27 protein-coding genes are annotated in these 22,734 nt (G+C 71.0%); 15 read left to right on the forward strand and 12 right to left on the reverse strand.

The genetic code is table 11. The features are described 5' to 3' along the window. Nucleotides 1-47 precede the first annotated feature (47 nt). Nucleotides 48-989: a DMT family transporter gene (locus ACIRB1_RS37660; RefSeq protein ID WP_352179553.1), complete on the reverse strand. Its 942-nt coding sequence runs from the start codon at nt 987-989 to the stop codon at nt 48-50. Between the two features lie 74 nt (nt 990-1,063). Between ACIRB1_RS37660 and ACIRB1_RS37665 the strand changes: the two genes are divergently transcribed. Then, nucleotides 1,064-1,966 (forward strand): LysR family transcriptional regulator, encoded by a 903-nt coding sequence (locus tag ACIRB1_RS37665; protein ID WP_266766794.1) that lies wholly within the window; start codon nt 1,064-1,066, stop codon nt 1,964-1,966. Nucleotides 1,967-1,985: 19 nt separating this feature from the next. On the opposite strand, the gene ACIRB1_RS37670 is transcribed toward ACIRB1_RS37665, so the two are convergent. Next, the gene (locus ACIRB1_RS37670; RefSeq protein ID WP_403468689.1) at nt 1,986-2,453 is read right to left on the reverse strand and encodes a pyridoxamine 5'-phosphate oxidase family protein; all 468 of its coding nucleotides are present in this window, start codon (nt 2,451-2,453) and stop codon (nt 1,986-1,988) included. 149 nt (nt 2,454-2,602) lie between these two features. Here ACIRB1_RS37670 and ACIRB1_RS37675 point away from each other — a divergent pair, with 149 nt between their 5' ends. Next, nucleotides 2,603-3,253 (forward strand): cysteine hydrolase, encoded by a 651-nt coding sequence (locus tag ACIRB1_RS37675; RefSeq protein WP_352179550.1) that lies wholly within the window; start codon nt 2,603-2,605, stop codon nt 3,251-3,253. Nucleotides 3,254-3,275: 22 nt separating this feature from the next. Here the strand turns inward: ACIRB1_RS37675 and ACIRB1_RS37680 are convergent, their stop codons facing one another. Next, on the reverse strand, nt 3,276-3,758 hold the full coding sequence (locus ACIRB1_RS37680) for a Rieske (2Fe-2S) protein (protein WP_352179549.1): 483 nt from the start codon (nt 3,756-3,758) through the stop codon (nt 3,276-3,278). Nucleotides 3,759-3,958: 200 nt separating this feature from the next. Here ACIRB1_RS37680 and ACIRB1_RS37685 point away from each other — a divergent pair, with 200 nt between their 5' ends. The 7 genes from ACIRB1_RS37685 (at nt 3,959) to ACIRB1_RS37715 (ending at nt 10,039) form a co-directional block, all read left to right on the forward strand. After that, the gene (locus ACIRB1_RS37685) at nt 3,959-4,714 is read left to right on the forward strand and encodes a HipA family kinase (protein ID WP_352179548.1); all 756 of its coding nucleotides are present in this window, start codon (nt 3,959-3,961) and stop codon (nt 4,712-4,714) included. Beyond that, a complete protein-coding gene (locus tag ACIRB1_RS37690; RefSeq protein WP_403468690.1) occupies nt 4,711-5,127 on the forward strand; it encodes a DUF3037 domain-containing protein in 417 nt (138 codons plus the stop codon). Before ACIRB1_RS37685 ends, ACIRB1_RS37690 begins: the two co-directional genes overlap by 4 nt. A 135-nt stretch (nt 5,128-5,262) precedes the next feature. After that, nucleotides 5,263-6,024, forward strand: a complete 762-nt coding sequence (fabG, locus tag ACIRB1_RS37695; protein ID WP_352179546.1) for a 3-oxoacyl-ACP reductase FabG — start codon at nt 5,263-5,265, stop codon at nt 6,022-6,024. Between the two features lie 13 nt (nt 6,025-6,037). After that, nucleotides 6,038-6,799, forward strand: a complete 762-nt coding sequence (locus ACIRB1_RS37700) for an SDR family oxidoreductase (protein ID WP_352179545.1) — start codon at nt 6,038-6,040, stop codon at nt 6,797-6,799. A 200-nt stretch (nt 6,800-6,999) separates the two neighbouring features. Continuing rightward, on the forward strand, nt 7,000-8,577 hold the full coding sequence (locus ACIRB1_RS37705; RefSeq protein WP_403468691.1) for an ABC transporter substrate-binding protein: 1,578 nt from the start codon (nt 7,000-7,002) through the stop codon (nt 8,575-8,577). A 113-nt stretch (nt 8,578-8,690) separates the two neighbouring features. Next, entirely contained in the window at nt 8,691-9,374 is a 684-nt protein-coding gene (locus ACIRB1_RS37710; RefSeq protein WP_352179543.1) for a uracil-DNA glycosylase, read from the forward strand. A gap of 101 nt (nt 9,375-9,475) precedes the next feature. Next, nucleotides 9,476-10,039 (forward strand): hypothetical protein, encoded by a 564-nt coding sequence (locus ACIRB1_RS37715; protein ID WP_352179542.1) that lies wholly within the window; start codon nt 9,476-9,478, stop codon nt 10,037-10,039. 49 nt (nt 10,040-10,088) lie between these two features. Here the strand turns inward: ACIRB1_RS37715 and ACIRB1_RS37720 are convergent, their stop codons facing one another. Together ACIRB1_RS37720 and ACIRB1_RS37725 are read right to left on the reverse strand one after the other, a co-directional pair. Further along, the gene (locus ACIRB1_RS37720; protein WP_403468692.1) at nt 10,089-10,571 is read right to left on the reverse strand and encodes a hypothetical protein; all 483 of its coding nucleotides are present in this window, start codon (nt 10,569-10,571) and stop codon (nt 10,089-10,091) included. 117 nt (nt 10,572-10,688) lie between these two features. Continuing rightward, entirely contained in the window at nt 10,689-11,201 is a 513-nt protein-coding gene (locus ACIRB1_RS37725; protein ID WP_403468693.1) for a DinB family protein, read from the reverse strand. A gap of 96 nt (nt 11,202-11,297) precedes the next feature. Here ACIRB1_RS37725 and ACIRB1_RS37730 point away from each other — a divergent pair, with 96 nt between their 5' ends. Beyond that, on the forward strand, nt 11,298-12,209 hold the full coding sequence (locus ACIRB1_RS37730) for a Gfo/Idh/MocA family protein (protein WP_403468694.1): 912 nt from the start codon (nt 11,298-11,300) through the stop codon (nt 12,207-12,209). Here ACIRB1_RS37730 and lnt read toward each other — a convergent pair. Together lnt and ACIRB1_RS37740 are read right to left on the reverse strand one after the other, a co-directional pair. Beyond that, entirely contained in the window at nt 12,127-13,701 is a 1,575-nt protein-coding gene (lnt, locus tag ACIRB1_RS37735) for an apolipoprotein N-acyltransferase (RefSeq protein ID WP_403468695.1), read from the reverse strand. The two genes, ACIRB1_RS37730 and lnt, sit on opposite strands and share 83 nt — an antisense overlap. 79 nt (nt 13,702-13,780) lie before the next feature. Continuing rightward, entirely contained in the window at nt 13,781-14,278 is a 498-nt protein-coding gene (locus tag ACIRB1_RS37740; protein WP_403468696.1) for a nuclear transport factor 2 family protein, read from the reverse strand. A gap of 200 nt (nt 14,279-14,478) precedes the next feature. On the opposite strand from ACIRB1_RS37740, the gene ACIRB1_RS37745 reads away from it, so the two are divergent. Further along, nucleotides 14,479-15,147, forward strand: a complete 669-nt coding sequence (locus ACIRB1_RS37745; RefSeq protein ID WP_403468697.1) for an SDR family NAD(P)-dependent oxidoreductase — start codon at nt 14,479-14,481, stop codon at nt 15,145-15,147. Nucleotides 15,148-15,177: 30 nt separating this feature from the next. Here ACIRB1_RS37745 and ACIRB1_RS37750 read toward each other — a convergent pair whose 3' ends face one another. The 3 genes from ACIRB1_RS37750 to ACIRB1_RS37760 form a co-directional block, all read right to left on the reverse strand. Beyond that, nucleotides 15,178-15,357, reverse strand: coding sequence for a hypothetical protein (locus tag ACIRB1_RS37750; protein ID WP_352179535.1), 180 nt, complete (start codon nt 15,355-15,357; stop codon nt 15,178-15,180). Nucleotides 15,358-15,466: 109 nt separating this feature from the next. Then, complete coding sequence (locus ACIRB1_RS37755; protein ID WP_403468698.1) at nt 15,467-15,985, reverse strand: DUF1877 family protein; 519 nt, start codon at nt 15,983-15,985, stop codon at nt 15,467-15,469. A 25-nt stretch (nt 15,986-16,010) separates the two neighbouring features. Next, the gene (locus tag ACIRB1_RS37760; protein ID WP_403468699.1) at nt 16,011-16,886 is read right to left on the reverse strand and encodes an undecaprenyl-diphosphate phosphatase; all 876 of its coding nucleotides are present in this window, start codon (nt 16,884-16,886) and stop codon (nt 16,011-16,013) included. A gap of 386 nt (nt 16,887-17,272) precedes the next feature. Here ACIRB1_RS37760 and ACIRB1_RS37765 point away from each other — a divergent pair, with 386 nt between their 5' ends. From ACIRB1_RS37765 to ACIRB1_RS37775, 3 genes are read left to right on the forward strand one after another with little or no spacing between them, the layout of a single operon-like run. Then, nucleotides 17,273-18,448 (forward strand): Gfo/Idh/MocA family oxidoreductase, encoded by a 1,176-nt coding sequence (locus ACIRB1_RS37765; protein WP_352179533.1) that lies wholly within the window; start codon nt 17,273-17,275, stop codon nt 18,446-18,448. Further along, the gene (locus ACIRB1_RS37770) at nt 18,445-19,371 is read left to right on the forward strand and encodes a PmoA family protein (protein ID WP_352179532.1); all 927 of its coding nucleotides are present in this window, start codon (nt 18,445-18,447) and stop codon (nt 19,369-19,371) included. The genes ACIRB1_RS37765 and ACIRB1_RS37770 overlap by 4 nt, the downstream gene beginning before the upstream one ends. Continuing rightward, nucleotides 19,323-20,078 carry a cupin domain-containing protein gene (locus ACIRB1_RS37775; protein WP_403468700.1) on the forward strand — a complete coding sequence of 252 codons (756 nt, stop codon included), beginning with the start codon at nt 19,323-19,325 and terminating at the stop codon, nt 20,076-20,078. The genes ACIRB1_RS37770 and ACIRB1_RS37775 overlap by 49 nt, the downstream gene beginning before the upstream one ends. 38 nt (nt 20,079-20,116) lie before the next feature. Here the strand turns inward: ACIRB1_RS37775 and ACIRB1_RS37780 are convergent, their stop codons facing one another. Then, nucleotides 20,117-20,587 carry a helix-turn-helix domain-containing protein gene (locus tag ACIRB1_RS37780; protein ID WP_352179530.1) on the reverse strand — a complete coding sequence of 157 codons (471 nt, stop codon included), beginning with the start codon at nt 20,585-20,587 and terminating at the stop codon, nt 20,117-20,119. A gap of 107 nt (nt 20,588-20,694) precedes the next feature. Here ACIRB1_RS37780 and ACIRB1_RS37785 point away from each other — a divergent pair, with 107 nt between their 5' ends. Then, on the forward strand, nt 20,695-21,864 hold the full coding sequence (locus ACIRB1_RS37785) for a thiolase family protein (protein WP_403468701.1): 1,170 nt from the start codon (nt 20,695-20,697) through the stop codon (nt 21,862-21,864). A gap of 13 nt (nt 21,865-21,877) precedes the next feature. Here the strand turns inward: ACIRB1_RS37785 and ACIRB1_RS37790 are convergent, their stop codons facing one another. Then, on the reverse strand, nt 21,878-22,699 hold the full coding sequence (locus ACIRB1_RS37790) for a TVP38/TMEM64 family protein (protein ID WP_403468702.1): 822 nt from the start codon (nt 22,697-22,699) through the stop codon (nt 21,878-21,880). Between the last annotated feature and the right edge of the window lie 35 nt (nt 22,700-22,734).

The following is a 22,734-nucleotide window of genomic DNA, read 5'->3' on the forward strand; positions in this document are numbered from 1 at the left end:
TCCGGGATGCGGGGCGGACGCTTCCCCCGCGCCACAGCCTCCCCGCGCTACCGCTTCCCCCGTGCCCTCACCTGCGTGAGCCCCGCCCCCGCCAGCACGATCACCGCCCCCACCGGAGTCGACCACGTCAACGACTCGCCCAGGATCGCGACCCCCGCCGCAGTGGCGATGACCGGGATGAAGTAGGTGACCATCTGGGCCGTGGTGGGCCCGACTTCGGCGACCAGGCCGTACTGGAGGAGGACGGCGAGGCCCGTGCCCAGGGCGCCCAGGGCGGCGATCGCCAGGAGGGGCAGAAGAGGGAAGTGGGTCGGCACCGAGGTGAACAGGGGCGTGATCACGGCCAGTTGGACGGTCGCCAGGAGCAACTGGGCCCCGGTCAGCGAGAGATGGGACGAGCCGGTGCCCGCCAGCGTGCGGCGGACGTAGATCCAGCCGATCGCGTAGCAGAGCGAGGCCAGCAGGGCCATCGCCGTGCCTCCGGCGTCCAGACCGCTGAAGCCCTGCCATGCGCCGAGGACCGTGAGGACGCCGAGGAAGCCGAGGCCGAGACCGGCGACGCGGACGCGAGTCGGGCGGTCCTCCGAGAGGGCGACCAGGGAGAGTGCCATGCCCCAGAGCGGCGAGGTCGCGTTGCAGATCCCCGCGAGCGTGGACGGGATCGTCAGCTCGGAGTAGGCGAAGAGGGAGAAGGGCAGGGCGTTGAGCAGGAACGCGGCGACCGTCAGATGGGCCCAGGTGCGCCCGCCGCGCGGCAGCCGCTCCCGCTTCACCGCCATCGCCGCCGCGAGCACCACCGTCCCGAACAGCAGCCGCCCGAAGGTGACGTGGAAGGGCGCGTAGCCGTCCGTGCCCACCTTGATGAGCAGAAAGCTGAAGCCCCAGATGAGGGAGAGCGCCCCGAACCGCAGCCGCCAGTCGAGCGCGCGGCGGCGGAGGGGAGCGGTGGTGTCCGGGGCGGTGACGGTCGTGGTCGTGACGGTGGTCATGAGCACCAAGATCCTGGCACCGACCTCGTAGCACAAGCGAGATTTCGCCCACGGTATCTCGTAGGATCGCTTACATGTTGAACCTGGAGCGCCTGCGCACCCTGGACGCCCTTGCCCGGCACGGCTCGGTCAGCGGCGCGGCCGAGGCGCTGCATGTGACGACCTCGGCCGTCTCGCAGCAGATGGCCAAACTGGAGCGGGAGGTCGCGCAGCAGCTGCTCGCGAAGAACGGGCGGGGGGTACGGCTCACCGACGCGGGCCGGCTGCTCGCGGAGCACGCGGGGCGCATCCTCTCCCAGGTCGAGCTGGCCCAGTCCGACCTGGAGGCCCAACGCGGGCAGGTCGTCGGGGAGTTGAGGATCTCCGCGTTCCCGACCGCCGCCCGCGGCCTGTTCCCCGCCGCGCTCGCCGCCCTCCGCTCCCGCCACCCCGCGCTGCGGGTCCGCTCCACCGAGCAGGAACCGGAGCGCGGCATCGCGGGCGTCGTACGCGGCGATCTCGATCTCGCCGTCGTCCTGGACTGGTACAACAAGCCGATGCCGCTCCCGGACGGCCTGGTCAAGGCGCCGATCCTGGACGACCCCGCCGACGTGGCGATGCCCGCCGATCACCCGCTGGCCGGGCGCGACGAGGTGGACCTCGGGGAGTTCGCCGACGACGAGTGGATCACCTGGGCCGAGGGCGAGTTCTGCCACGAATGGCTGATGTTCACGCTCCGCTCCCGGGGCATCGAACCGATCATCGGCCACCGTGCCGCCGAGACCCACACCCAACTGGGCCTGGTCGCCGCTGGGCTGGGCGTCTGCGTCGCCCCGCTGCTGGGCCGCCACCCGATGCCCGCCGGGGTCGTCACCGTCCCGCTGAAGCAGCGTGTGCGCCGCCATGTCTACGTCGTCTGGCGTGCCGACGCCGACCGCCGCCCGTCCATCCGCGCGGCGGTCGAGGCACTGCGGTCGGCTGCGGAGACCGTCGCCTGAGACGCACCGGCCAACTGCCTTACAGCGCCGCCAACTTGCGGAAGTCCCAGGAGGCGAGGGTGTCCGGCGTCAGCCGTATCCACGCGTGCCGTCCGTCGTACGGCATCGCGTCCAGGCCGAAGTTCTTCTGCGCGAACAGCTTCTCCACGGCGACGAGTTCGGGGTGCGGCTCGCCCGTGTGTGGGGCCTCGCCGACGAACTCGACGGTCCCGGACAGCTCGACGCCCCGCAGCTCGTCGTAGGCGTGCCCGCCGTCGACCACCACCGCCACGCGCGGGTCGCGGCGCAGGTCGGCCCAGCGCTTGCTGCGGGTGATCGAGTACAGCCACAACGAGGTGCCGTCCCACACGAACCAGAGCGGGCTGACGTGCGGTGCCCCGTCCGCCGAGACGGTCGCGACCCGGCAGGTGCGCTCGGCGGCGAGGAACTCGTCCAGCTCCTCGGGTGTCATCATGATCTTCCGGCCTCGACGCTGAGTGGCGGTCATGCGATCCCCTTCGGCTACGGAACACACGGCGGACAGCCGCATCTGACGGTACGTCAGAACAGGGGTCGGGAAAACCGCCGGCCGTCTTCCGTCCGCACACGATGCTCGTTACTGTCACCCGCCCCGGCCGTCGACGACAAGGGAGCGCCATGCCGTCGCACGCACGACTCAGTGAGATCCTCGACACGGCGAGCACGGTCCTGATGACCGTCGAATGCCAACAGGGAGTGGTCGGACCGGACAGCGCACTGCCCGAACTCGCCCTCGCCGCACGGCAGTCGGGTGCGCTGGCGAACATCGCCCGGCTGGTCGCCGCCGCGCACGAGAGCGGGGTCCAGGTGATCCACGCGATCGCCGAACGCCGGCCCGACGGCCGGGGCGCGAACCACAACGCCCGGCTGTTCCGCGCCGCCGAGCGCCTGCCCGTCCAACAGCTGTCGGGCACCACGGCGGTCCGCGTGGCGCCCCCGATCGAGGTCGCCGAGCAGGACTTCGTCGTACGACGGCTGCACGGTCTGTCGCCGATCCAGGGCACCGAAGTCGACGCCCTGTTGAGGAACATGGGCTGCCGCACACTCGTCGTCACCGGCGTCTCGGCCAACGTGGCCGTACCCAACGCGGTGTTCGACGCGGTCAACCGCGGCTACACCGTCGTCGTCCCCAGTGACGCCATCGCGGGGGTGCCCTCGGAGTACACCCCCGCGATGATCCGCAACACCCTCGCGTTGGTCGCCACGGTCGCGACCACGGACGAGGTGCTGGGCTGTCTCAAACGACCGCGCCGAGCGGGCCGCGGCTGACCGTCACCTCAGCCGCCCTCGATCACGCCAGCGTGATCGAGTCCCCGGACACGGAGATCTGCTCGGCGGGCAGGCCTTGGGTGGCCGGGCCCTTCTTGACGCTGCCGTCGGTGACGGAGAACTCGCTGCCGTGGCACGGGCAGACGATGGCCCCGCCGCTGATGCTGCTCACCGCGCAGCCCTGGTGGGTGCACTTCGACGAGAACGCCTTGTAGGTGCCTGCCGTCGGCTGGGTGACCACCACGCCCTGGCTGGCGAAGATCTTGCCGCCGCCCTCGGGGATGTCGGAGGTCTTCGCCAGTTCGGTGCCGCCGGCGGCACCCTGGGCGGTGGACGAGCCGGCCGTGCTGGTGGAGCCCGAGGTGTCCTTGGAACTCGACGAGTCCGACGACGAGTCGTCGGACGAGCACGCGGTCAGCGCGACGGCGAGTCCCGCCGCGCCGACCGCCGCCAACGCGGTGCGACGGGACGGCGCCGTGACGGGTTCGAACGATTCGCTGGTCATGCTGACGTTCCTTCCATGGGAAGCATGTGTGAGTCTGCAAAGGGGTACGACGTGCGGGCGACCGTCGTTCAGACGGTGTCGTGAGCTTGGCCCGATCGAGATCAGGAACGCGTAAAACGTCCCTGTCGTTCCGCTGTCGGCCGCACATAAGCCCAGACCAGGCGCCGGTGAGCCCGACAAGGCACCAGTAATCTGGGGCGATGCTCAAAGAAGTCATCGCGACCCGCTACATCACGCCCCTGCGTGAGGGCGGTTCGCTCCCGGGGCTCGTCGAGGGCGACGACCTCGCGCCGTACGTCATGAAGTTCAGCGGTGCGGGACAGGGCCGCAAGACGCTCGTCGCCGAGGTCGTGGTGGGGGAGCTGGCCCGTCGGCTCGGCTTCCGGGTGCCGCGCCTGGTGACCCTCGACCTCGACCCCGTGCTCGGCCTCGGCGAACCCGAGCAGCAGGTCCAGGAGCTGCTGAGGTCCAGCGGCGGCGCCAACCTCGGCATGGACTTCCTGTCCGGCGCCCTCGGCTTCGACCCGCTCGCCTTCACGGTGAGCCCCGAGGAGGCCGGCCGGATCGTCTGGTTCGACGCCCTCGTCAACAACGTCGACCGCTCCTGGCGCAACCCCAACCTGCTGATGTGGCACGGCGACCTGTGGCTCATCGACCACGGCGCCACCATGATCTGGCACCACAACTGGCCCGGCGCCCGGACCTCGGCGGCCCGCCCCTACGACGCCGCCGACCACGCCCTGGCCCGTTTCACCCCGGACGTCGCGACCGCCGCCGGGGACCTGGCACCGCGGGTCACCCCGGAACTCCTCGCCGAGGTCACCGCCGAGATCCCCGACGCCTGGCTGACCGGCGAACCCGGCTTCGACACCCCGGACCTCCTCCGTGAGGCGTACGCGGCACCCCTCCTCGCGCGCGTGCCCTCCCTCCACGAGCGCATCAAGGGACTCCAGTGACCGAGCGCCACATCATCCGCCCGAGCGAGGCGAACACCCGGGACGTCTTCGAGTACGCCCTCCTGCGGGTCGTACCCCGCATCGAGCGCGGCGAGTGCATCAACGCGGGCGTGCTCGTCTACTGCCGCGCCCAGTCCTACGTCGGCGCCCGCACCCATCTGGACGAGGCACGGCTGCTCGCTCTCGACCCGGACGCCGACGTGGCCGGGATCAGGGCCGCGCTCGGTGCCGTGGAAGGCGTGTGCGCGGGCGGTGCCGCGGCCGGACAGGCGGCCTCGGACGATGCGGGGCGGCGCTTCCGATGGCTGATCGCGCCCCGGTCCACGGTGGTCCAGCCGGGGCCCGTGCACACCGGTCTCACCGTCGATCCGGCGGCCGAGACGGAGCGCCTGCTGGACCTGCTGGTGAGGTAATGGATCACACCGGGCCACGCGCACGTTGACACCGAGTGCCAGGGCTTCTAGCGTCACGTAGGCCGAAGGTACTAAGCGGTCGCTCACCGGCGGGCCGCGAGGGCGAGAGTCACTCAAGGGCGAGGAGAACCAGCAATGTCCACCACTGAGCAGCGGGTCGCGATTGTCACCGGCGGGGCGCGGGGCATCGGCGCCGCCACCGCCGTACGCCTCGCGGCCGAGGGCCGCGCGGTCGCCGTGATCGACCTCGACGAGGCCGCCTGCAAGGACACCGTGGAGACGATCACCGCGGCCGGCGGCAAGGCCCTCGCGGTCGGCGCCGACGTCTCCGACGAGGCACAGGTCGAGGCCGCCGTCACGCGCATCGTGGCCGAGCTGGGCGCCCCGACGATCCTCGTCAACAACGCGGGCGTGCTCCGGGACAACCTCCTCTTCAAGATGAGCGTCTCCGACTGGGACACCGTCCTCGGCGTCCACCTGCGCGGCTCCTTCCTGATGACCAAGGCCGTCCAGAAGCACATGGTCGACGCGGGCTTCGGCCGGATCGTCAACCTCTCCTCGTCCTCCGCCCTCGGCAACCGCGGCCAGGCCAACTACTCCGCCGCCAAGGCCGGTCTCCAGGGCTTCACCAAGACCCTCGCCATCGAGCTGGGCAAGTTCGGCATCACGGCCAACGCGGTCGCTCCCGGCTTCATCGCCACCGACATGACCGCCGCCACCGCCGCCCGCGTCGGCATGGGCTTCGACGACTTCAAGGCCGCCGCCGCCACCCAGATCCCGGTGCAGCGCGTCGGCGAGCCCGACGACATCGCCAACGCCGTCGCCTTCTTCACGAACGAGGCGGCCGGGTTCGTCTCCGGCCAGGTGCTGTACGTCGCCGGCGGACCGCTCAACTAGGGAACACGGAAAAATGACTGAACTCCCCGAACTCTCCGGCAAGGTCGCCGTCATCACCGGCGCGAGCCGAGGCATCGGCTACGGCGTCGCCGAGGCACTGCTCGCCCGCGGCGACCGGGTCTGCATCACCGGCCGCAGCGAGGAAGCCCTCAAGGAGGCCGTCGAGACCCTCGGAGCCGACCGTGTCATCGGCGTCGCGGGCAAGGCCCACGACGAGGCCCACCAGGCTGTCGTCGTCGAGCGCACGATGGAGGCCTTCGGCCGCGTCGACTTCCTGGTCAACAACGCCGGTACGAACCCGGTGTTCGGCCCCATCGCCGACCTCGACCTGAACGTCGCCCGCAAGGTCTTCGAGACCAACGTCATCTCGGCCCTCGGCTTCGCCCAGAAGACCTGGCACGCCTGGCAGAAGGAGAACGGCGGCGCCATCGTCAACATCGCCTCCCTCGCCGGGATCTCCGCCTCGCCGTTCATCGGCGCGTACGGCGTCAGCAAGGCCGCGATGGTCAACCTGACCCTCCAGCTGGCGCACGAGTTCGCGCCCGGCGTGCGGGTCAACTCGATCGCCCCGGCGGTCGTGAAGACCAAGTTCGCCGCCGCCCTGTACGAGGGCCGCGAGGCGGAGGCCGCCGCCTCCTACCCGCTGGCCCGGCTCGGCGTCCCGTCCGACATCGGCGGCGCCGCCGCGTTCCTCACCTCGGACCAGTCCGACTGGATCACCGGCCAGACCCTCGTCGTCGACGGCGGCATCCTCCTCAACGCCGGAGTGGGCTGACCGACTCCGCCCGGGCGCCGGTCCCTTCACTGTTCCCTTGACGGAACCGGCGCCCGTGTCGAGACGGGAAACGCGCACAGCCGAATGACAACGTCGTCATAAAAACGCAGCTCAACAGCCCCTCCCGAACCACCATTCCGGGCCGCGGAACTGCGGTACGGTCTGCCGACCCTTGGCACGGCGGATCGAGGAGCGAGCGCGTGTTCAACCGGAACCGAGGCCTGCGGGCGGGCGCGGCGATCGCGTCGATCACCCTGGCGGCAGGATGCGGAGTGTTCTCGAACGGGAACTCCGACGACCGCCGTCCCATCGTCGTCGGGACCACCAGCGCCCCCAGCACCCTCGACCCGGCCGCGTCCTGGGACGGGTCCTGGGAGCTGTTCCGCAACATCTACCAGACGCTGCTCGCCTACCCCTCCGGTGCCACCACGCCCGAGCCGGACGCGGCCAAGTCCTGCCGTTTCACGGACGGTTCGAACACCACGTACCGCTGCGAACTCCGCGCCGGCATGAGGTTCGCCGACGGCGACCGCCTCGACGCGCGGGCCGTCAAGCACTCCATCGACCGCATCCGCCTGATCGACGTGCCGGGCGGACCCGCCGGCCTGCTCGGCAGCCTCGACCGGGTGGAGACCGCGGGCGACCGCGACGTCGTCTTCCACCTCAACAAGCCCGACGCCACTTTCCCGTTCGTGCTCGCCACCCCCGCCATGTCGATCGTCGACCCCGACGACTACCCCGCGCACTCCCTGCGCAAGGACGGCAAGGTCTTCGGCTCCGGGCCGTACACCCTGAAGTCGTACGACGACGGGAAACGGGCCCGGCTCGTGCGCAACGACCGCTACAAGGGCTTCGCCCAGCGGGAGAACAGCGCGGTGACGATCCGCTACTTCCAGGACTCCGCCACCATGGTGAAGGCACTGCGGGACAGGCAGATCGACGTCACCTACCGGGGCCTCGCCGCCGACGACATCATCGCCCTCCAGGGCCGCGCCTCGAAGACCCTGCAACTGATAGACGGCTCCGGCACCGACATCAACTACCTGGTGTTCAACCCCAAGGACCGCTGGGCCGGCAACATCGCCGTCCGCAAGGCCGTGGCCCAGGTCGTCGACCGCGGGGCGATCACCCACAAGATCTACCGCGACACCGTGGACCCGCTCTACTCGATGGTCCCCAAGGGCCTCACCGGCCACACCACCGCCTACTTCGACGACTTCGGGGACCCCAGCGTCCCCAAGGCCCGCAAACTCCTCACCGACGCGGGCATCCACCAGCGCGTCCCCCTCACCCTCTGGTACACCAGCGACCGCTACGGCTCCGAGACCGCCCTCGAATTCCAGGAGCTGAAGCGGCAGTTGGACGGCTCCGGGCTCTTCACGGTCACCCTGGAGAGCCGCCCCTGGAAGACGTACGTGACCGGCTACCAGAAGGGCGAGTACCCGGTGTTCGGGCGCGGCTGGTTCCCGGACTTCCCCGACGCCGAGAACTTCATCGCGCCCTTCGTGGGGAAGCAGAACGCGCTCGGCACGCCCTACCTGTCGACCAGGATCACCGACGTACTGCTGCCCGAGTCCCGCCGGGAGAGCGACCGGGCCGACGTGGTCAAGGAGTTCGAGGACGCGCAGCAGGTCCTGGTGGACGACGCGCGGCTGCTGCCGCTGTGGCAGGGCCGGCAGTACGTCGCGGCGAGCGACGACATCTCCGGCGGGGAGCAGTCCCTCGACCCGTCGACGATCATGATGATGTGGGAGCTGTACCGCAAGACCAGCTGGTGACCCGGCTTTCGGCCCCCGTTGTCAGTGGCCGCCTGTAGGTTCTGGGGCATGGAGGCGACCGCATCGCGCGGCCGTCCCGCATCGCAGTCGCCGCACACCGTAAGGAAGTTGACGTGACCGACATCTCCATGCTCCCCGAGTCCTGGCGCGGGGTCCTGGGCGACGAGCTTCAGCAGCCCTACTTCAAGGAGCTGACCGAGTTCGTCGAGGAGGAGCGCGCGAAGGGTCCCGTCTACCCGCCGCGCGAGGAGGTCTTCGCCGCGCTGGAGGCGACGCCGTACGACCAGGTGAAGGTGCTGGTCCTCGGCCAGGACCCGTACCACGGCGAGGGCCAGGGCCACGGCCTGTGCTTCTCGGTCCGCCCCGGCGTCCGGACCCCGCCCTCCCTCCGGAACATCTACAAGGAGATGAAGGAGGAGCTCGGCCTCCCCGTCCCGGACAACGGCTATCTGATGCCGTGGGCCCAGCAGGGCGTCCTGCTGCTCAACGCGGTGCTCACGGTCCGCTCCGGCGAGGCCAACTCCCACAAGGGCAAGGGCTGGGAGAAGTTCACGGACGCGGTCATCCGCGCGGTCGCCGAGCGCCCCGACCCGGCCGTCTTCGTCCTGTGGGGGAACTACGCGCAGAAGAAACTCCCCCTGATCGACGAGGAGCGCCACATCGTGGTCAAGGGCGCGCACCCCTCCCCGCTGTCGGCCAAGAAGTTCTTCGGCTCCCGCCCCTTCACCCAGATCAACGAGGCCGTCGCCCAGCAGGGTCACACCCCGATCGACTGGCGCATCCCGAACCTCGGCTGACCACACCGGGGCCGGTCCGGGGCCGCCTGACGGGGATTGTCAGTGCCGCCGGTTAGCTTCGACAGAGACAGTCGGAGTGGCCGGCGAGTGCGGAGGACGCGGTGGCGGAGCGACAGGGGCAGGCGGCGCCGGACGCTCTGCTGACGCGGATCGGACAGGTCGTCATGCTGCACCACGGCGGCGACCGCGAGGAGGCCCGGGAGCGGCTGCTGGGCCTGTGGGCGGAGCTGGGCGAGGACGGCGACCCGCTGCACCGCTGCACCCTGGCCCACTACCTGGCGGACACCCAGGACGACCCGACCGACGAACTCGCGTGGGACCTGCGGGCGTTGTCGGCGGCGGAGGAGCTGACGGACGGGCGGTACGCGGGCGACCCCGCAGACCCCGGGCACATCGCGGACGCAGACCGGGAGGGGGCGGTCGCGATCCGCGCCTTCTACCCGTCCCTGCACCTCAACCTCGCCGCGGACTATGTGAAGCTCGACCGCCCCGACGCCGCCCGCACCCACATCCGCCGCGCCCGCAGCGCCTGCGCGGTCCTCGCCGACGACGGCTACGGCGACGGGGTGCGGGCCGCGATCGGCCGGCTGGAGCTGCGGCTGGGGGACGGAGGTCCTGGCGGGGGCGAGGGCGGGGCGTGGGGGCCGCCGAGACAGCGGCCGTAGAGCGCCGGGCTGCCTGCTGGCCGTAGGGCCCTCGCGCCTGTCCGGGGTCTCAATGCCCGTAGGTCCGGCCGCAGATGACCGACTGCGGGCTGTCCGGCTGCCAGCCGCCGTACTTCCTGCCGAGGGCGCAGACGTCCTGCGTGTTCCTGGGTACCGACCTGACCGCGTCGGGGATGTCCGCGCTCGGCTGCCGGGGACGGTGCGGCTTCGGGTGCGGATGGGGCTGCGGCCGGGGGTGCGGGTGGACGCGGGGGACCGGCTCCTGGGCCGTGCGCGGGGGTGCGAGGGGTGCCCGGTGCGGGGGAGGGGCGGCCGGTGCGGAGCGGTGGGACGGGCTGATGAATTCGAGCGCTTCCCGTGCCGGGGCCTGGACGACCTGCGGCGACGCGCTGTCCTCCGGTCGCGGCACCGACGCCGGGGCCGGTGCGGCCGGGGGAGCGGGGGCCACCGGCCGCTGGACGGTCATACAGCCGGAGAGGGCCGAGACAGCCACGGTGACCAGGAGCGTTGCGGTCGTCGTCGTTCGATGCACCCGCGCAACTCTGCTGGTTCCGGGCCCGTTTGGGACAGCGGACGAGCGGATGATGCCCCGCACGGGTGATCTCCGCCCTCTTACGGACGGCGCCCGCCCGCTCCGGGTGACGAGACGTCAGTCGCCGGTGTTCCCGTCGATCCGCTCACGGAGCAGGTCGGCGTGGCCGTTGTGCCGGGCGTACTCCTCGATCATGTGCGTGTGGATCCAGCGCAGGTTGAAACTCTCGCCGGTGCGCCGGTGCTTGCCCAGGGAGATGTCGTCCAGGGTGAACCGCGCCGCCTGCTCCCGCGCCGCCGCGATCTCGGCCTGCCAGGTGGCGTACGCCTCCGCCCAGGTGTCCGCCTCGGTGAGATGGAAGTCGCCGTCCGGGTCCTCGTCGGTGTAGTAGATCGGGGTCAGCTGCTCGTCCGCCATGACCCGGCGGTACCAGCTCCGCTCCACCTCGGCCATGTGCCGCACCAGGCCCATGAGCGTCAGCCCGGACGGTTCCGCGGAGGCGGTCCTCAACTGTTCGTCGGACAGGCCCTCGCACTTCCACGCGAGGGTCTGCCGGTGATAGTCCAGCCAGCCGTCCAGCATCGTGCGTTCGTCGGCCGTGGTCGAGGGTTCAGTGCGTTCGATGGTCATCCCCGCATCCTCGCGTGCTCCGTCCGCCCGCACCAGCGGATATCGGCCACCGTATGCTTCCGGAAGGTATCGCAGGTCAAACGCCAGGGAGGCTCCGTGAAGGTCGGCTGCGTCGGACTCGGTGACATCGCGCGCAAGGCCTACCTGCCGGTTCTCGGCGGACTGCCCGGGGTCGAGCTGCATCTGCAGACCCGCACGCCCGCCACCCTCACCGAGGTCGCCGACGGCCTGCACCTCCCGGCGGGGCAGCGGCACACGGACCTCGACGCGCTCCTCGCGCAGGACCTCGACGCCGCGTTCGTGCACGCGCCCACGGCCGTCCACCCGGAGATCGTCACCCGGCTGCTGGAGGCGGGCGTACCGACGTACGTCGACAAGCCGCTCGCCTACGAACTCGCCGAATCCGAGCGGCTGGTACGGCTCGCGGAGGAGCGGGACGTGTCGCTCGCGGTCGGCTTCAACCGGCGCCATGCCCCCGGGTACGCGCAGTGCCTCGACCACCCGCGCGAGCTGATCCTCATGCAGAAGAACCGCATCGGACTCCCCGAGGAGCCGCGCGCGATGATCCTGGACGACTTCATCCACATCGTGGACACCCTGCGGTTCCTGGTGCCGGGCCCGGTCGAGGACGTGACTGTGCGCGCCCGCACCCAGGGCGGCCTGCTGCACCACCTCGTGCTCCAGCTCTCCGGCGACGGCTTCACCGCGCTCGGCGTGATGAACCGGCTCAGCGGCTCGGTCGAGGAGATCCTGGAGGTCTCCGGCCAGGACACCAAGCGCCAGGTCCTCAACCTCGCCGAGGTCGTCGACCACAAGGGCCAGCCGACCGTACGGCGCCGCGGGGACTGGGTGCCGGTGGCCCGGCAGCGCGGCATCGAGCAGGTCGTCCTCGCCTTCCTCGACGCCGTGCGCGCCGGAAAGGTGCTCAGCGCCCGGGACGCGCTGGCGACTCATGAACTGTGCGAGCGGGTGGTACGAGAGGTCGCGGAGCGGTCCGCCGCAGCCTGAACGCCCGCATCCCCTCGCCGACGCACACGAGCGCCAGGATCAGCAGCGAGCCCTGCACCGGCCAGTCGCCGTAGCGGACGTACGGCGTGATGCCGTGGGCGAGCGGGACGTCGTAGACCCGGGTCGTGCTCGCGCCGGTGCCCAGCCACGGGCCGACGCGCTCGCCGCTCGGGCCGTAGACGGCGGAGACGCCGGTCAGGGTGGCGTGGACCATCGGGCGGCCGGTCTCGGCGGTGCGCAGGGCGGCCAGCGTGGCGTGCTGCTCGGGGGCCCAGCTGTGCTGGAACGACGAGGTCGACGACTGCGCGAGCAGCACGTCCGCGCCGTCCTGCGCGAGATGCCGGCTCATGTCGGGGAACGCGGTCTCGAAGCAGATCAACGGCCCGACGCGCAGAGCGTGACCCACGCTCATCACGACCTGCTCCGTGCCGTGCCTGCGGTCGACGCCCGCCGCCTTGCCGACGGAGGTCGCCCAGCCGAGCAGCGAGCGGAACGGGATGTACTCCCCGAAGGGCACGAGCCGCATCTTGTCGTAGCGGTCACCGGTGAGCCCCTTCGGGCCGACCAGGATCGAACTCTTGTAGATGCCGGGCTTGTCGGAGCGCTCGGCGTCCACGTTGACCAAAATGTCGGCGCCGGTCTCCTTCGACAGAGCGGCGATACGACGTGCCAGATCCGGCCGCTTGCCGAGGTCGAAGCCGACACTGCTCTCGCCCCACGCGATCAAGTCCACGTGCCGGCCGGCCAGTTGACGGGTCAGCCGCTCCTCGCGGTCGAAGCGCCGGACACCGCTGTCGTCGCCCGCGATGACACCGGGCTGTACGACGGCGATCCGCACGCTGCCGTCGACATCGGGGCGCGGCGACCACACCCAGGCGGCGGAGGTCGCGGCGGCGGTGGCGACGAGTCCGGCGACGGCCGGTACCCGCACCTCACGGACCGAGACCAGCACGGCGGCCGCGACATTCACGGCCACCACCAGGAAGCTCAGCAGCCACACCCCGCCCACGGAGGCGAGCCGCAACGCCGGTTCCACCTGCCACTGGGTGGAGCCGAGCAGCCCCCAGGGACCGCCCAACCCCTGCCAGGAACGCACGAGTTCGACCATCAGCCAGCCCGAGGGCAGCACCAGCAGCGCGGCGGCACCCCGCCGGGGCGACGGCACCCCGCCCAGGAAGCGGCGCACCAGCCAGCCCCACGGCGCCCACAGCGCGCCCAGCAGCGCCGCGATGACCACGATGAACACGCTCAGACTCGGCACCAGCCAGCTGTGCACCGCCAGCATGAACCCGAGGCCTCCGAACCAGCCGTCGTGGGCCGCGCGGCGTCCGGTCGGTGCGGAGCGGGTCAGCAGAATCCAGGGGACGAGCGCGACGTAGGCGAACCACCACAGGGACGGCGCGGGGAACGCGAACACGGGCAGGGCGCCCGCGAGCGCAGCGAGCACGGAACGCCGCCACGGAGAGGCGAGCCAGTCGCCGAAGGTCTTCATACAGCACCTCCTTACCCGCTGGTCGCTCCAGTGTGCGTCCCGGGGACGATCTCGCACAGGGGGCCCCGCCCCGGCCGTCTCAGTGGACCACGGCTTCCGGGCGCCGTTCGGGAAGGCGCCGCCACTTCTCCTCCACCACGACCTCGGTCAGCCGCCAGCCGTCGTCGGTCCGCAGCAGCCCGAACAAGTACCGGCCGCCGCACACGAAATCCGGTGCGGTGGAGAGGTTGTCGGCGCTGTCGTCGTCCTTGGCGAAGCGCATCGGGTTGACGTAGTCGGCCTGGACGTGGGCGGTGTCGTCGGTGTGCTGGTCCGGGGCGCCGAAGCGGATCCGCCGGTTGACGATCAGATGCTGCCGCATCGGGAACATCCGCATGCTCTCCGCCAGCCACCCGGCGATCTGCTCCGCGTTCCCCTCGATCCCACCGGCGGACCGGTAGTCGGCACGCCCGTCCGGGGCGAACAGTTTCCGGTACGCCTCCCAGTCCCCGTTGTCCACCGCCACCGCGTAGGCGGTGACCACTTCGTCCACGGCAAGCCGGTCCATCACAATCGCCAGTTCCACACGCTGCGTCATCGGCTCAGTGTTGGCTACGGAGGGTGTCGCGCCAAGAGGGACGCGGATACAAGGTGGGGAACATTCGGTGGTTCTCCCAGCTCTGCACGGGTCTTCGGCGTTCTTCGTCGCTCATTGTCGTTCTTCGGCAGTCTCGGTCGTTCTTCGTCGCGAGGAATGGTCCATGAGAGGAGAGGAATGGTCCATGAGAGGAGTGGTCCATGAAACGTCTTGTCACGGTCGTCACCGGGGGTGGCCCGGGAATCGGCGCCGCGATCTGCCGCCGGCTCGCGGAGGACGGTCACGACGTGGTGGTGGGCTACGCAGGGGACGGGCACGGGGACGCGGACGCGGCCGAGGAGGTGGCGGAGGACGTACGGCGGTCTGGCGCCCGTGCGGTCTGCGTACGGGCGGACACGTCGCTGGAGGCCGAGGTCGAGCGGCTGTTCACCTCGGCCGAGAAGCAACTCGGCCCGGTCACCGGGCTGGTGAACAACGGGCTGGTGAACATCGCGGGGTCCGCGGGGCCGTCCGCCCGCCTCGCCGACACGGAACCGGCCGACCTGCGCCGGTTCGTCGAGGTCAACCTCCTTGGCACACTGCTGTGTTCACGCCGGGCCGCACGAGTGATGACGGCTGGGGGAAACGGCGTGATCGTGAACGTGATGCCGTGCACGGCCACCCCCGGCGCCCCGGTCCACCCCGCGATGACGAACGCCGCCGTCGAGGCCCTCACCCTGAACCTCGCCGAGGAACTCGGCCCCGGCATCCGCGTCAACGCGGTCGAACCGGGAGACACCGAGGAAGTCGCCGCCGTCGTCGCCTGGTTGATGTCACCGGACGCGTCGCGTGTGAGGGGGACGGTGATACGGGGGACGGGCGGGCGGTAAAGCCACCGCCCCGGGCGGCCGGTGCCTGACTCAGGCCGCCGCGATGACCTCGTCGCGGATCGCCGCGGCCCACTCGACCACCAACAGCTCGTATTCCTCGCGCTCCTGGGTGGAGAGGGAGCCGCCCGCACGGAGCCAGAGTGCCCGGATCTGCTCGTTCACCTCGGCAGCAGACCGCACGGAACCAGGGGCCACGAAATCGGGGGACATGCGAACAGCCTAGGGGCAAGGACTGACACTGCGCTACCGGACGGCTACTCAGACCGTATGGGGTTGGTCACGGGTGCGGTGAACCGGCGCCTGGTGCCGGGCGGGAAGCTCAGTCGACCCACGTGACGACGCACTGCGTCCGACGTGCGGCGGTCCGGTAGAACTCCCGCAGGGCGACGAAGTGTTCGGCCAGATATTCCCGTACGTCCCCGTCGAACCCGGCAGCGAATCCGCAGGCGACGGCCGCGTCCGCCGTGGACGCGGGCAACGACGAGAGCAGCTCGTCGAGTTGGACACGGGTCAGCGCGGCGGCGATGTCGGCGACCGCGGCGGGGGCGAGCAGCCGAGGCGGGTCGCCGAAACCGTCGTACACCTCGGCGTGGTCCAGGAATCCCACGTCGCCGTCGGGATCGCCCGAGACGGCCCGGTCGAGCAGGGCGATCAACTCCGGGTCGGCTGCGGTCGAGCGGCTGTGATGGAGGAGCCCCCATAGCGCCCAGTCCGTGTCGAGCCGGTCGCCCTCCGGTGGGTCCCAGTCCGGGGACGCCCCGGGCGAGTCGAGGGCCGTGGCGCGGCAGCGGTCGAGGTACTCGGGTGTCACCCGGGCGAACTGCTGGGTCAGTGCCATGAGTTGGTCTCCCGGGTCAGGTGGCTCAGCCCGCCGACTCCGCCGCGTGCGGGCTCAGTACGCCCGCCGTCACCAGCGCGATGATGACGATGCCGAGGGCGACACGGTAGTAGACGAACGGCATGAAGCTCTTGTGGGAGATGAACTTCATGAACCAGGCGATGACCGCGTAACCGACCACGAAGGCGATCACCGTCGCGAACATCGTCGGCCCCCACGCCACATGCCCCTCCTCCGCCGCGTCCTTCAACTCGAAGGCGCCGGAGGCCAGTACGGCCGGCATGGCGAGGAGGAAGGAGTAACGGGCCGCCGCCTCCCGGGTGTAGCCCATGAAGAGGCCGCCGCTGATGGTCGCGCCGGAGCGGGAGACGCCGGGGACCAGCGCCATCGCCTGGCAGAGGCCGTAGAGGAGGCCGTCCTTGGCGTTGAGGTCGACCAGGGTCTTGCGCTGCTTGGGGGCACGGTGCCGGCCGCCGTGCTCGTCGCGGGCGGCGAGGCGGTCGGCGATGCCGATCACGATGCCCATGACGATCAGCATTGTGGCGGTGATACGGAGATCGCGGAACGGACCCTCGATCGCGTCCTTGAGGGTGACCCCGAGCACGCCGATCGGTATGGAGCCGACGATCACCAGCCAGCCCATCTGGGCGTCGTGGTCGCGCCGCATCTCCTTGTTCGTGAGGGACCGGAACCATGCGGCGAGAATCCGCCCCACGTCCTTGCGGAAGTAGATCAGCACCGCCGCCTCCGTGCCGAGCTGCGTGATCGCCGTGAAGGCCGCGCCCGGGTCCTTCCAGCCGGAGAAGGCCGCCGTCAGCCGCAGATGCGCGCTGGAGGAGACGGGGAGGAACTCGGTCAGCCCCTGGACGAGTCCGAGGATGAGGGATTCAAACCAAGACATGGAGTTACGGCGTCCAAGTGCTGATCGTGGAGGGGTAAAGGACACGCCAAAACGCCGCGCACGGTGATCGGGTGTGTGTGAGGGGCAGCGTAGCGTCCCGGTGTGACAGGCCCGACACAGGGGTTTCACGGCGACGGGTGGCTCCGGACGCGACGGGTCCGGCGGCGGTCGGGCGATCCCGGGCGGAAGGTTTCGCCGCCGTCGGACGATTCCGGGCACAGAGGATTAGCGAGCGGTCCGGCGACTCCGGGTACAGAGGATTAGCGAGCGGTCCGGCGACTCCCGGTTCGCGGTGTTGACCTGCTGCGGGGGCGGCGCATACGTTGCAGCCGAGGAAAGCGCTTGCTGTACGCGCTCGCTGCCCCGGAGGAGTGCTGATCACGACCATGTCCACACCCGCCACCGACCCCGGGGCGTTCCAGCCCTTGCCCCCGCTCACCGGCCGACGCATCAGGGCCGCGGTGGTCGGCGCGGGTGCGATCGGCCGCGGGTCCCATTTCCCCGCGCTCGCCCGGCTCGCCGAGGAGGGCGAGACCGAGGTCGTCGCCGCCGTTGACATCGATGCCAACGCGGTCGAGTCCTTCGCCGCCGAGGCCGGGATTCCGCACGCCTACACCGACCTGGAGCGGATGCTCCGGGAACAGCGGCCCGACCTCGTCACCATCTGCACCCCGCCCACCCTGCACCGCGCGCAGACCATCGCCGCGCTGCGGGCCGGCGCCTGGGTCTGGTGCGAGAAGCCGCCGGTGCCGACGCTGGCCGACTTCGACGCCGTGGAGGACGAGGAGGGGGCAGTCGGCGGGCCGTACGCCTCGATCGTCTTCCAGCACCGCTTCGGCTCGGGCTCGCGGCATGTGCGGCGGCTGCTCGCCGAGCAGGCCATGGGGCGGCCGCTCGTGGCGCACTGCCAGACCACCTGGTACCGCGACACCGCCTACTACGCCGTGCCCTGGCGCGGGCGCTGGGAGACCGAGGGCGGCGGTCCCGCCATGGGACACGGCATCCACCAGATGGACCTCCTGCTCGATCTGCTCGGGCCGTGGACCGAGGTGAAGGCCATGGCCGGGCGGCTGGTCCACGACGTGGAGACCGAGGACGTCTCGACCGCGCTGGTCCGCTTCGAGAACGGCGCGATGGCCACCGTCGTGAACAGCGTGCTGAGCCCCGACGAGGTCAGCCGTATCCGCATCGACTGCGAGCGCGCCACCGTCGAGCTGACCCACCTCTACGGGCACGGCAACGACAACTGGCGCGTCACCCCCGCCCCGGACGTGCCGGCCGAGGAGGCCGCCGCCTGGCGGGACTTCGGCCCCGACGTACCGAGTTCGCACCTGGAGCAGCTGCGTGAACTCGTCGTGAGCATGCGCGCCGGTGAACGCCCGCGCAGCAGCGGCACCGACGGGCGCACCAGCCTGGAGCTGATCACCGCGCTCTACAAGTCGGCGTTCACGGACACGACCGTACGGGCCGGCGAGATCGGCCCCGGAGACCCCTATTACACGGCGCTGCACGGCGGCGCCCCCGGCTGGGCGCCCGTGGCGCGCGAGGAGGTGCCGGCGTGACCGGCCTGCGTATCGTCCACGCCCACGGGGACCGCGTCACGGTCACCGAACCGGCCACCGGCGTCGAGCTGTTCAGCTATGTGTACCGGCCCGAGGCCGCCTGGGAGGCGCCGAAGCCGTACCTCCACCCGATCAGGACCCTCGCCGGTGACGTCGTCACGGACTACCGGCCCAACGACCACCGCTGGCACAAGGGCCTCCAGTTCACCGCCTCGCATCTGTCGGGCGCGAACCTGTGGGGCGGCAACACATACGTTCACGGCGAGGGGTATCTCCAACTCCCGGAGCGGGTCGGGTCGATGGCCCATGTCGCCTTCGACGAGATCGACGCCGACGCCGACCGTCTCGTCATCGCCGAACGGCTCACCTGGCACCCGTACAGCGGTGAACTCTGGGCCGATGAGCAGCGCCGGATCGAGGTCCACGACGTCGACACGGAGTCGGGTTCCTGGGCGCTGACCTGGACGAGCGCGGTGACCAACCGCCGTGACGAGCCGCTGCGGTTCGGCAGCCCGACCACCCACGGGCGCGAGGCGGCCGGTTACACGGGCCTGTTCTGGCGCGGCCCGCGCGCCTTCCGCGACGGCCGGATCATCGGCCCCGACGGCGAGGGCCCCGAACTGATGGGCTCCCAGGGCCCCTGGCTCGCCCTCTCCGGCGAGCACGACGGCACCGACGGCCACGCCACCGTCGTCTTCGCGCACGCCCCCGAGAACGACGAGTCCGGCGCCCGGGGCACCCACCCCGCCCACTGGTTCGTCCGCAACGAACCCTTCGCGGGCATCGCCCCCTCCTTCGCCTTCCACGACGAACTGGAGCTGGCCCCCGGCGACACGCTCACCCGCCGCTACCGGGTCGTCGTGGCCGACGGGGCATGGGAGCGGGAGGAGATCGCCAAGTACCTGGAGGCGCACCCGTGGTGAGCGGTTTCCCCGGACTGCCGGGCGGGGTCGCCGTCTCGCGTCTCTCCGTCTACGACTGGCCCGCCTCCGACGGTGTGTGCGGCGGAACTCCCCATATGCACCTGACCTGTTCGGAGGGGTACGTCGTCACCGGCGGTCACGGCGCGGTGCAGACGCTCACCACCGCCGGGTACGAGGTGACGCCTCTCGCGGCCGGGACGGTCGCCTGGTTCACGCCGGGCACCATCCACCGGCTCGTCAACGAGGGCGACCTGCGCATCACCGTCCTCATGCAGAACAGCGGCCTGCCCGAGGCGGGGGACGCGGTGCTCACGCTACCCCCGCGGTACCTCGCCGACCCCGGGACGTACGCGGACGTCACCACGATCCCGGCCGACGCGTCCGAGGCCGAGCGGGAACGCGTCGCCCGTGCCCGGCGCGACCTCGCCCTGGAGGGCTACCGGGCGCTGCGTGACGCGAAGGGACCGGAGGCGCTGGCCGCCTTCCACCGGGCCGCCGCCGCGCTGATACGACCCCGGCTCACGGAGTGGCGCGAGCGCTGGGAGCGGGGTGCGCGGGCCGCCGCCGCGGCCACGGGGGAGCAGCTCGACCGGCTGGAGCAGGGCGACTTCTCGCACCTCGCCGATGCTGCCGTGCGGGCTGAACAGCCTTCGGAGTACGGGAAGTTCGGGATGTGCGGGCGGTTGGACGTCTACAAGGGGGCGTAGGCCCGGCTTCTTTTTGGAGCGGGCCTGGTTCTTTCCGCTCAGGCTGCCGCCGGGCCCCTCACGGTCCAGCCCGGTGACTGCGGGTGGGCCGTCAGGTCCTCGTGGCGCACCGGGTCACCGCAGGCCGTGCAGGTGACGGCCGGGACCAGTTCGTTGCCGCAGATGTGCTCGATCACCATGGGGCGATCGTCATCCTTCCGGAGATGGCGGTCGCCCCATGCCATGAGGGTCATCAGGATCGGCTCCAGTTCGAGCCCCGCCTCCGTGGGCCGGTACTCGAAGCGCTGCGGGTGTTCGCTGTAGGTCCGCCGGGTCAGGACGCCGGCGTCGACGAGACGGCGCAGCCGGGTGGCCAGGACGTCGCGCGGGGCGCCGATGTTGCGGACCAGTTGGTCGAAGCGGCGGTTGCCGAGGCACACCTCCCTCAGGACGAGCAGGGAGTACTTCTCACCGACGAGTGCGAGGGCGTCGGCGATGGAGCAGGGGCGCGGGTCTTTGGGGGCGGCCATGGCACCCACTGTAGAGGAGGGTTTGATTTTCAAACTGACAGGGCTATGGTGAGTTTGGAATTCCTACTCACTAGTAGTGCTCGCTGGTAACCACGGAGGCCCGCCCCATGCGTGACGCAGTGATCGTCGAAGCCGTACGCACACCCGTAGGCAAGGGCAAGCCGAGCGGCAGCCTCGCCCAGGTCCACCCCGTCGAACTCCTCTCGCACACCCTGCGCACCCTCGTCGAGCGCACCGGGATCGACCCGGCCGTCATCGACGACGTCATCGGCGGCACGGTCACCCAGGTCGGTGAGCAGGCCGTCAACATCACCCGGCAGGCGGTGCTGTCGGCGGGCTTCCCGGAGTCGGTGCCCGCGACCACGGTGGACCGCCAGTGCGGCTCCTCCCAGCAGGCCGTGCACTTCGCGGCGCAGGGCGTGATCTCCGGGGCGTACGACATCGTCGTGGCCTGCGGTGTGGAGTCCATGGGGCGCGTGCCGATGGGGTCGAGCGTGCTGCCCGGCACGGACCCCTTCGGCCCCGGAGTCGCCGGGCGCTACCCGGAGGGCCTCGTCCCGCAGGGCATCAGCGCCGAACTCATCGCCGCCAAGTGGTCGATGACACGCGACCAGTTGGACGCCTTCGCGGTCTCCTCGCACCAGAAGGCGGCCACCGCGTGGGACGCGGGACTCTTCGACGCCCAGGTCGCCCCCCTGGCGGGCACCTCGCGCGACGAGTGCGTACGGCCCGGCAGCACCCCCGAGATCCTCGCCGGCCTCAAGCCCGCCTTCTACGACGCGACGTACGCCGAGCGCTTCCCGCAGATCGACTGGAACATCACCGCGGGCAACTCCAGCCCGATCAACGACGGCGCCTCCGCCGTCCTCATCACGTCGAGCGAGACGGCGGCCCGGCTCGGACTGCGCCCGCTCGCCCGGCTGCACAGCTTCGCCGTGACCGGGTCCGACCCGCTGCTCATGCTCACCGGCGTCATCCCGGCCACCGAGAAGGTGCTGCGCCGGGCGTCGCTCACCCTCGAGGACATCGACCTGTTCGAGGTCAACGAGGCGTTCTCCAGCGTCGTCCTGGCCTGGCAGCAGGAGACGGGCGCCGACCTCGCCAAGGTCAACGTGCACGGCGGTGCCATCGCCATCGGGCATCCGCTCGGGGCGAGCGGCACGCGGCTGACGACCACCCTGGTGCACGCGATGCGGGACCGAGGAGCGCGCTACGGACTCCAGACGATGTGCGAGGCGGGCGGCCTCGCCAACGCGATGATCCTGGAAGCCGTGTGACGCCTCGGACGCGTCAGTCGCCGCGCAGGTGGTGGCGCTTGCGCCAGGCCACCACCGCGCCGCCCAGGGCGGGCAGGGCGATGCAGGCCATCGCGATCAGGAAGACCGGGGACGTCGGGCTGGAGGCACGGGCGCCGGCGACGACGTAGGCGGCGGTGTTCGGGATCGAGCCGAGCGCCGTCGCGAGCAGGAACGGCGTCCAGCGCATGCGGGAGACCGCGGCGCAGTAGTTCACGCCCCAGAACGGCAGTCCCGGGAAGAGCCGGGCCGCCATCATCGACCGGAAGCCGTGCTTGCTGAGCTGTCCGTCCGCCGCCTTCAGCCAGCGGCCCCGCAGCAGCGGGCGCAGGGCGTCCTGGCCCAGCAAACGGCCCAGGCCGAAGGAGATCCCGGCGCCGAGCACCGTGCCCGCCAGCGCCGCGCCGGTGCCCAGCTGGGAGCCGAAGAGCGCGCCCGCGGCGAGGTTCAGCAGGGGGCGCGGCACGAACGCCACACTGCACAGGCCGTACGCCGCCGCGAACACCAACGCGGCCATGGCGCCGCCGAGTTGGGGCGGCCAGCCGTCCGAGAGCAGTCGCTGCGGGTGGAAGAGCAGCACCGTCGACGCGGCCCCGGCGAGCAGGACGAGCAGCAGCGACAGCCGCGACCACGGCGAGAGCAGGGCTCTCGTGCAGCGCGCGGCGAAACCTGTCGGGACGACGGGCAGCGGAGGCGCGACGGGCATGACCGCGGGAACGGCCACGGCGACGGCGAACTCCGTGCCGGTGATCCGGTCCGTGGCCCGGGGAGTGGCCGTGGCGGTGCCCCCTGAGCGGGTGGTGGCATCGGCGAGCATGTCGGCGACACTAACCGACCTGTGTATGTGATCGC

This window comes from Streptomyces sp. NPDC096013 (genome assembly GCF_044763565.1).
Classification (GTDB): Bacteria; Actinomycetota; Actinomycetes; order Streptomycetales; family Streptomycetaceae; genus Streptomyces.

Bases quoted from the DNA above. Each gene is read 5' to 3' on its own strand.
- ACIRB1_RS37660 (WP_352179553.1), bottom strand. From the start codon at position 989: ATGACCACCGTCACGACCACGACCGTCACCGCCCCGGACACCACCGCT.
- ACIRB1_RS37665 (WP_266766794.1), top strand. From the start codon at position 1,064: ATGTTGAACCTGGAGCGCCTGCGCACCCTGGACGCCCTTGCCCGGCAC.
- ACIRB1_RS37670 (WP_403468689.1), bottom strand. From the start codon at position 2,453: ATGACCGCCACTCAGCGTCGAGGCCGGAAGATCATGATGACACCCGAG.
- ACIRB1_RS37675 (WP_352179550.1), top strand. From the start codon at position 2,603: ATGCCGTCGCACGCACGACTCAGTGAGATCCTCGACACGGCGAGCACG.
- ACIRB1_RS37680 (WP_352179549.1), bottom strand. From the start codon at position 3,758: ATGACCAGCGAATCGTTCGAACCCGTCACGGCGCCGTCCCGTCGCACC.
- ACIRB1_RS37685 (WP_352179548.1), top strand. From the start codon at position 3,959: ATGCTCAAAGAAGTCATCGCGACCCGCTACATCACGCCCCTGCGTGAG.
- fabG (WP_352179546.1), top strand. From the start codon at position 5,263: ATGTCCACCACTGAGCAGCGGGTCGCGATTGTCACCGGCGGGGCGCGG.
- ACIRB1_RS37700 (WP_352179545.1), top strand. From the start codon at position 6,038: ATGACTGAACTCCCCGAACTCTCCGGCAAGGTCGCCGTCATCACCGGC.
- ACIRB1_RS37725 (WP_403468693.1), bottom strand. From the start codon at position 11,201: ATGACCATCGAACGCACTGAACCCTCGACCACGGCCGACGAACGCACG.
- lnt (WP_403468695.1), bottom strand. From the start codon at position 13,701: ATGAAGACCTTCGGCGACTGGCTCGCCTCTCCGTGGCGGCGTTCCGTG.
- ACIRB1_RS37740 (WP_403468696.1), bottom strand. From the start codon at position 14,278: ATGACGCAGCGTGTGGAACTGGCGATTGTGATGGACCGGCTTGCCGTG.
- ACIRB1_RS37745 (WP_403468697.1), top strand. From the start codon at position 14,479: ATGAAACGTCTTGTCACGGTCGTCACCGGGGGTGGCCCGGGAATCGGC.
- ACIRB1_RS37750 (WP_352179535.1), bottom strand. From the start codon at position 15,357: ATGTCCCCCGATTTCGTGGCCCCTGGTTCCGTGCGGTCTGCTGCCGAG.
- ACIRB1_RS37755 (WP_403468698.1), bottom strand. From the start codon at position 15,985: ATGGCACTGACCCAGCAGTTCGCCCGGGTGACACCCGAGTACCTCGAC.
- ACIRB1_RS37760 (WP_403468699.1), bottom strand. From the start codon at position 16,886: ATGTCTTGGTTTGAATCCCTCATCCTCGGACTCGTCCAGGGGCTGACC.
- ACIRB1_RS37765 (WP_352179533.1), top strand. From the start codon at position 17,273: ATGTCCACACCCGCCACCGACCCCGGGGCGTTCCAGCCCTTGCCCCCG.
- ACIRB1_RS37775 (WP_403468700.1), top strand. From the start codon at position 19,323: ATGGGAGCGGGAGGAGATCGCCAAGTACCTGGAGGCGCACCCGTGGTG.
- ACIRB1_RS37780 (WP_352179530.1), bottom strand. From the start codon at position 20,587: ATGGCCGCCCCCAAAGACCCGCGCCCCTGCTCCATCGCCGACGCCCTC.
- ACIRB1_RS37785 (WP_403468701.1), top strand. From the start codon at position 20,695: ATGCGTGACGCAGTGATCGTCGAAGCCGTACGCACACCCGTAGGCAAG.
- ACIRB1_RS37790 (WP_403468702.1), bottom strand. From the start codon at position 22,699: ATGCTCGCCGATGCCACCACCCGCTCAGGGGGCACCGCCACGGCCACT.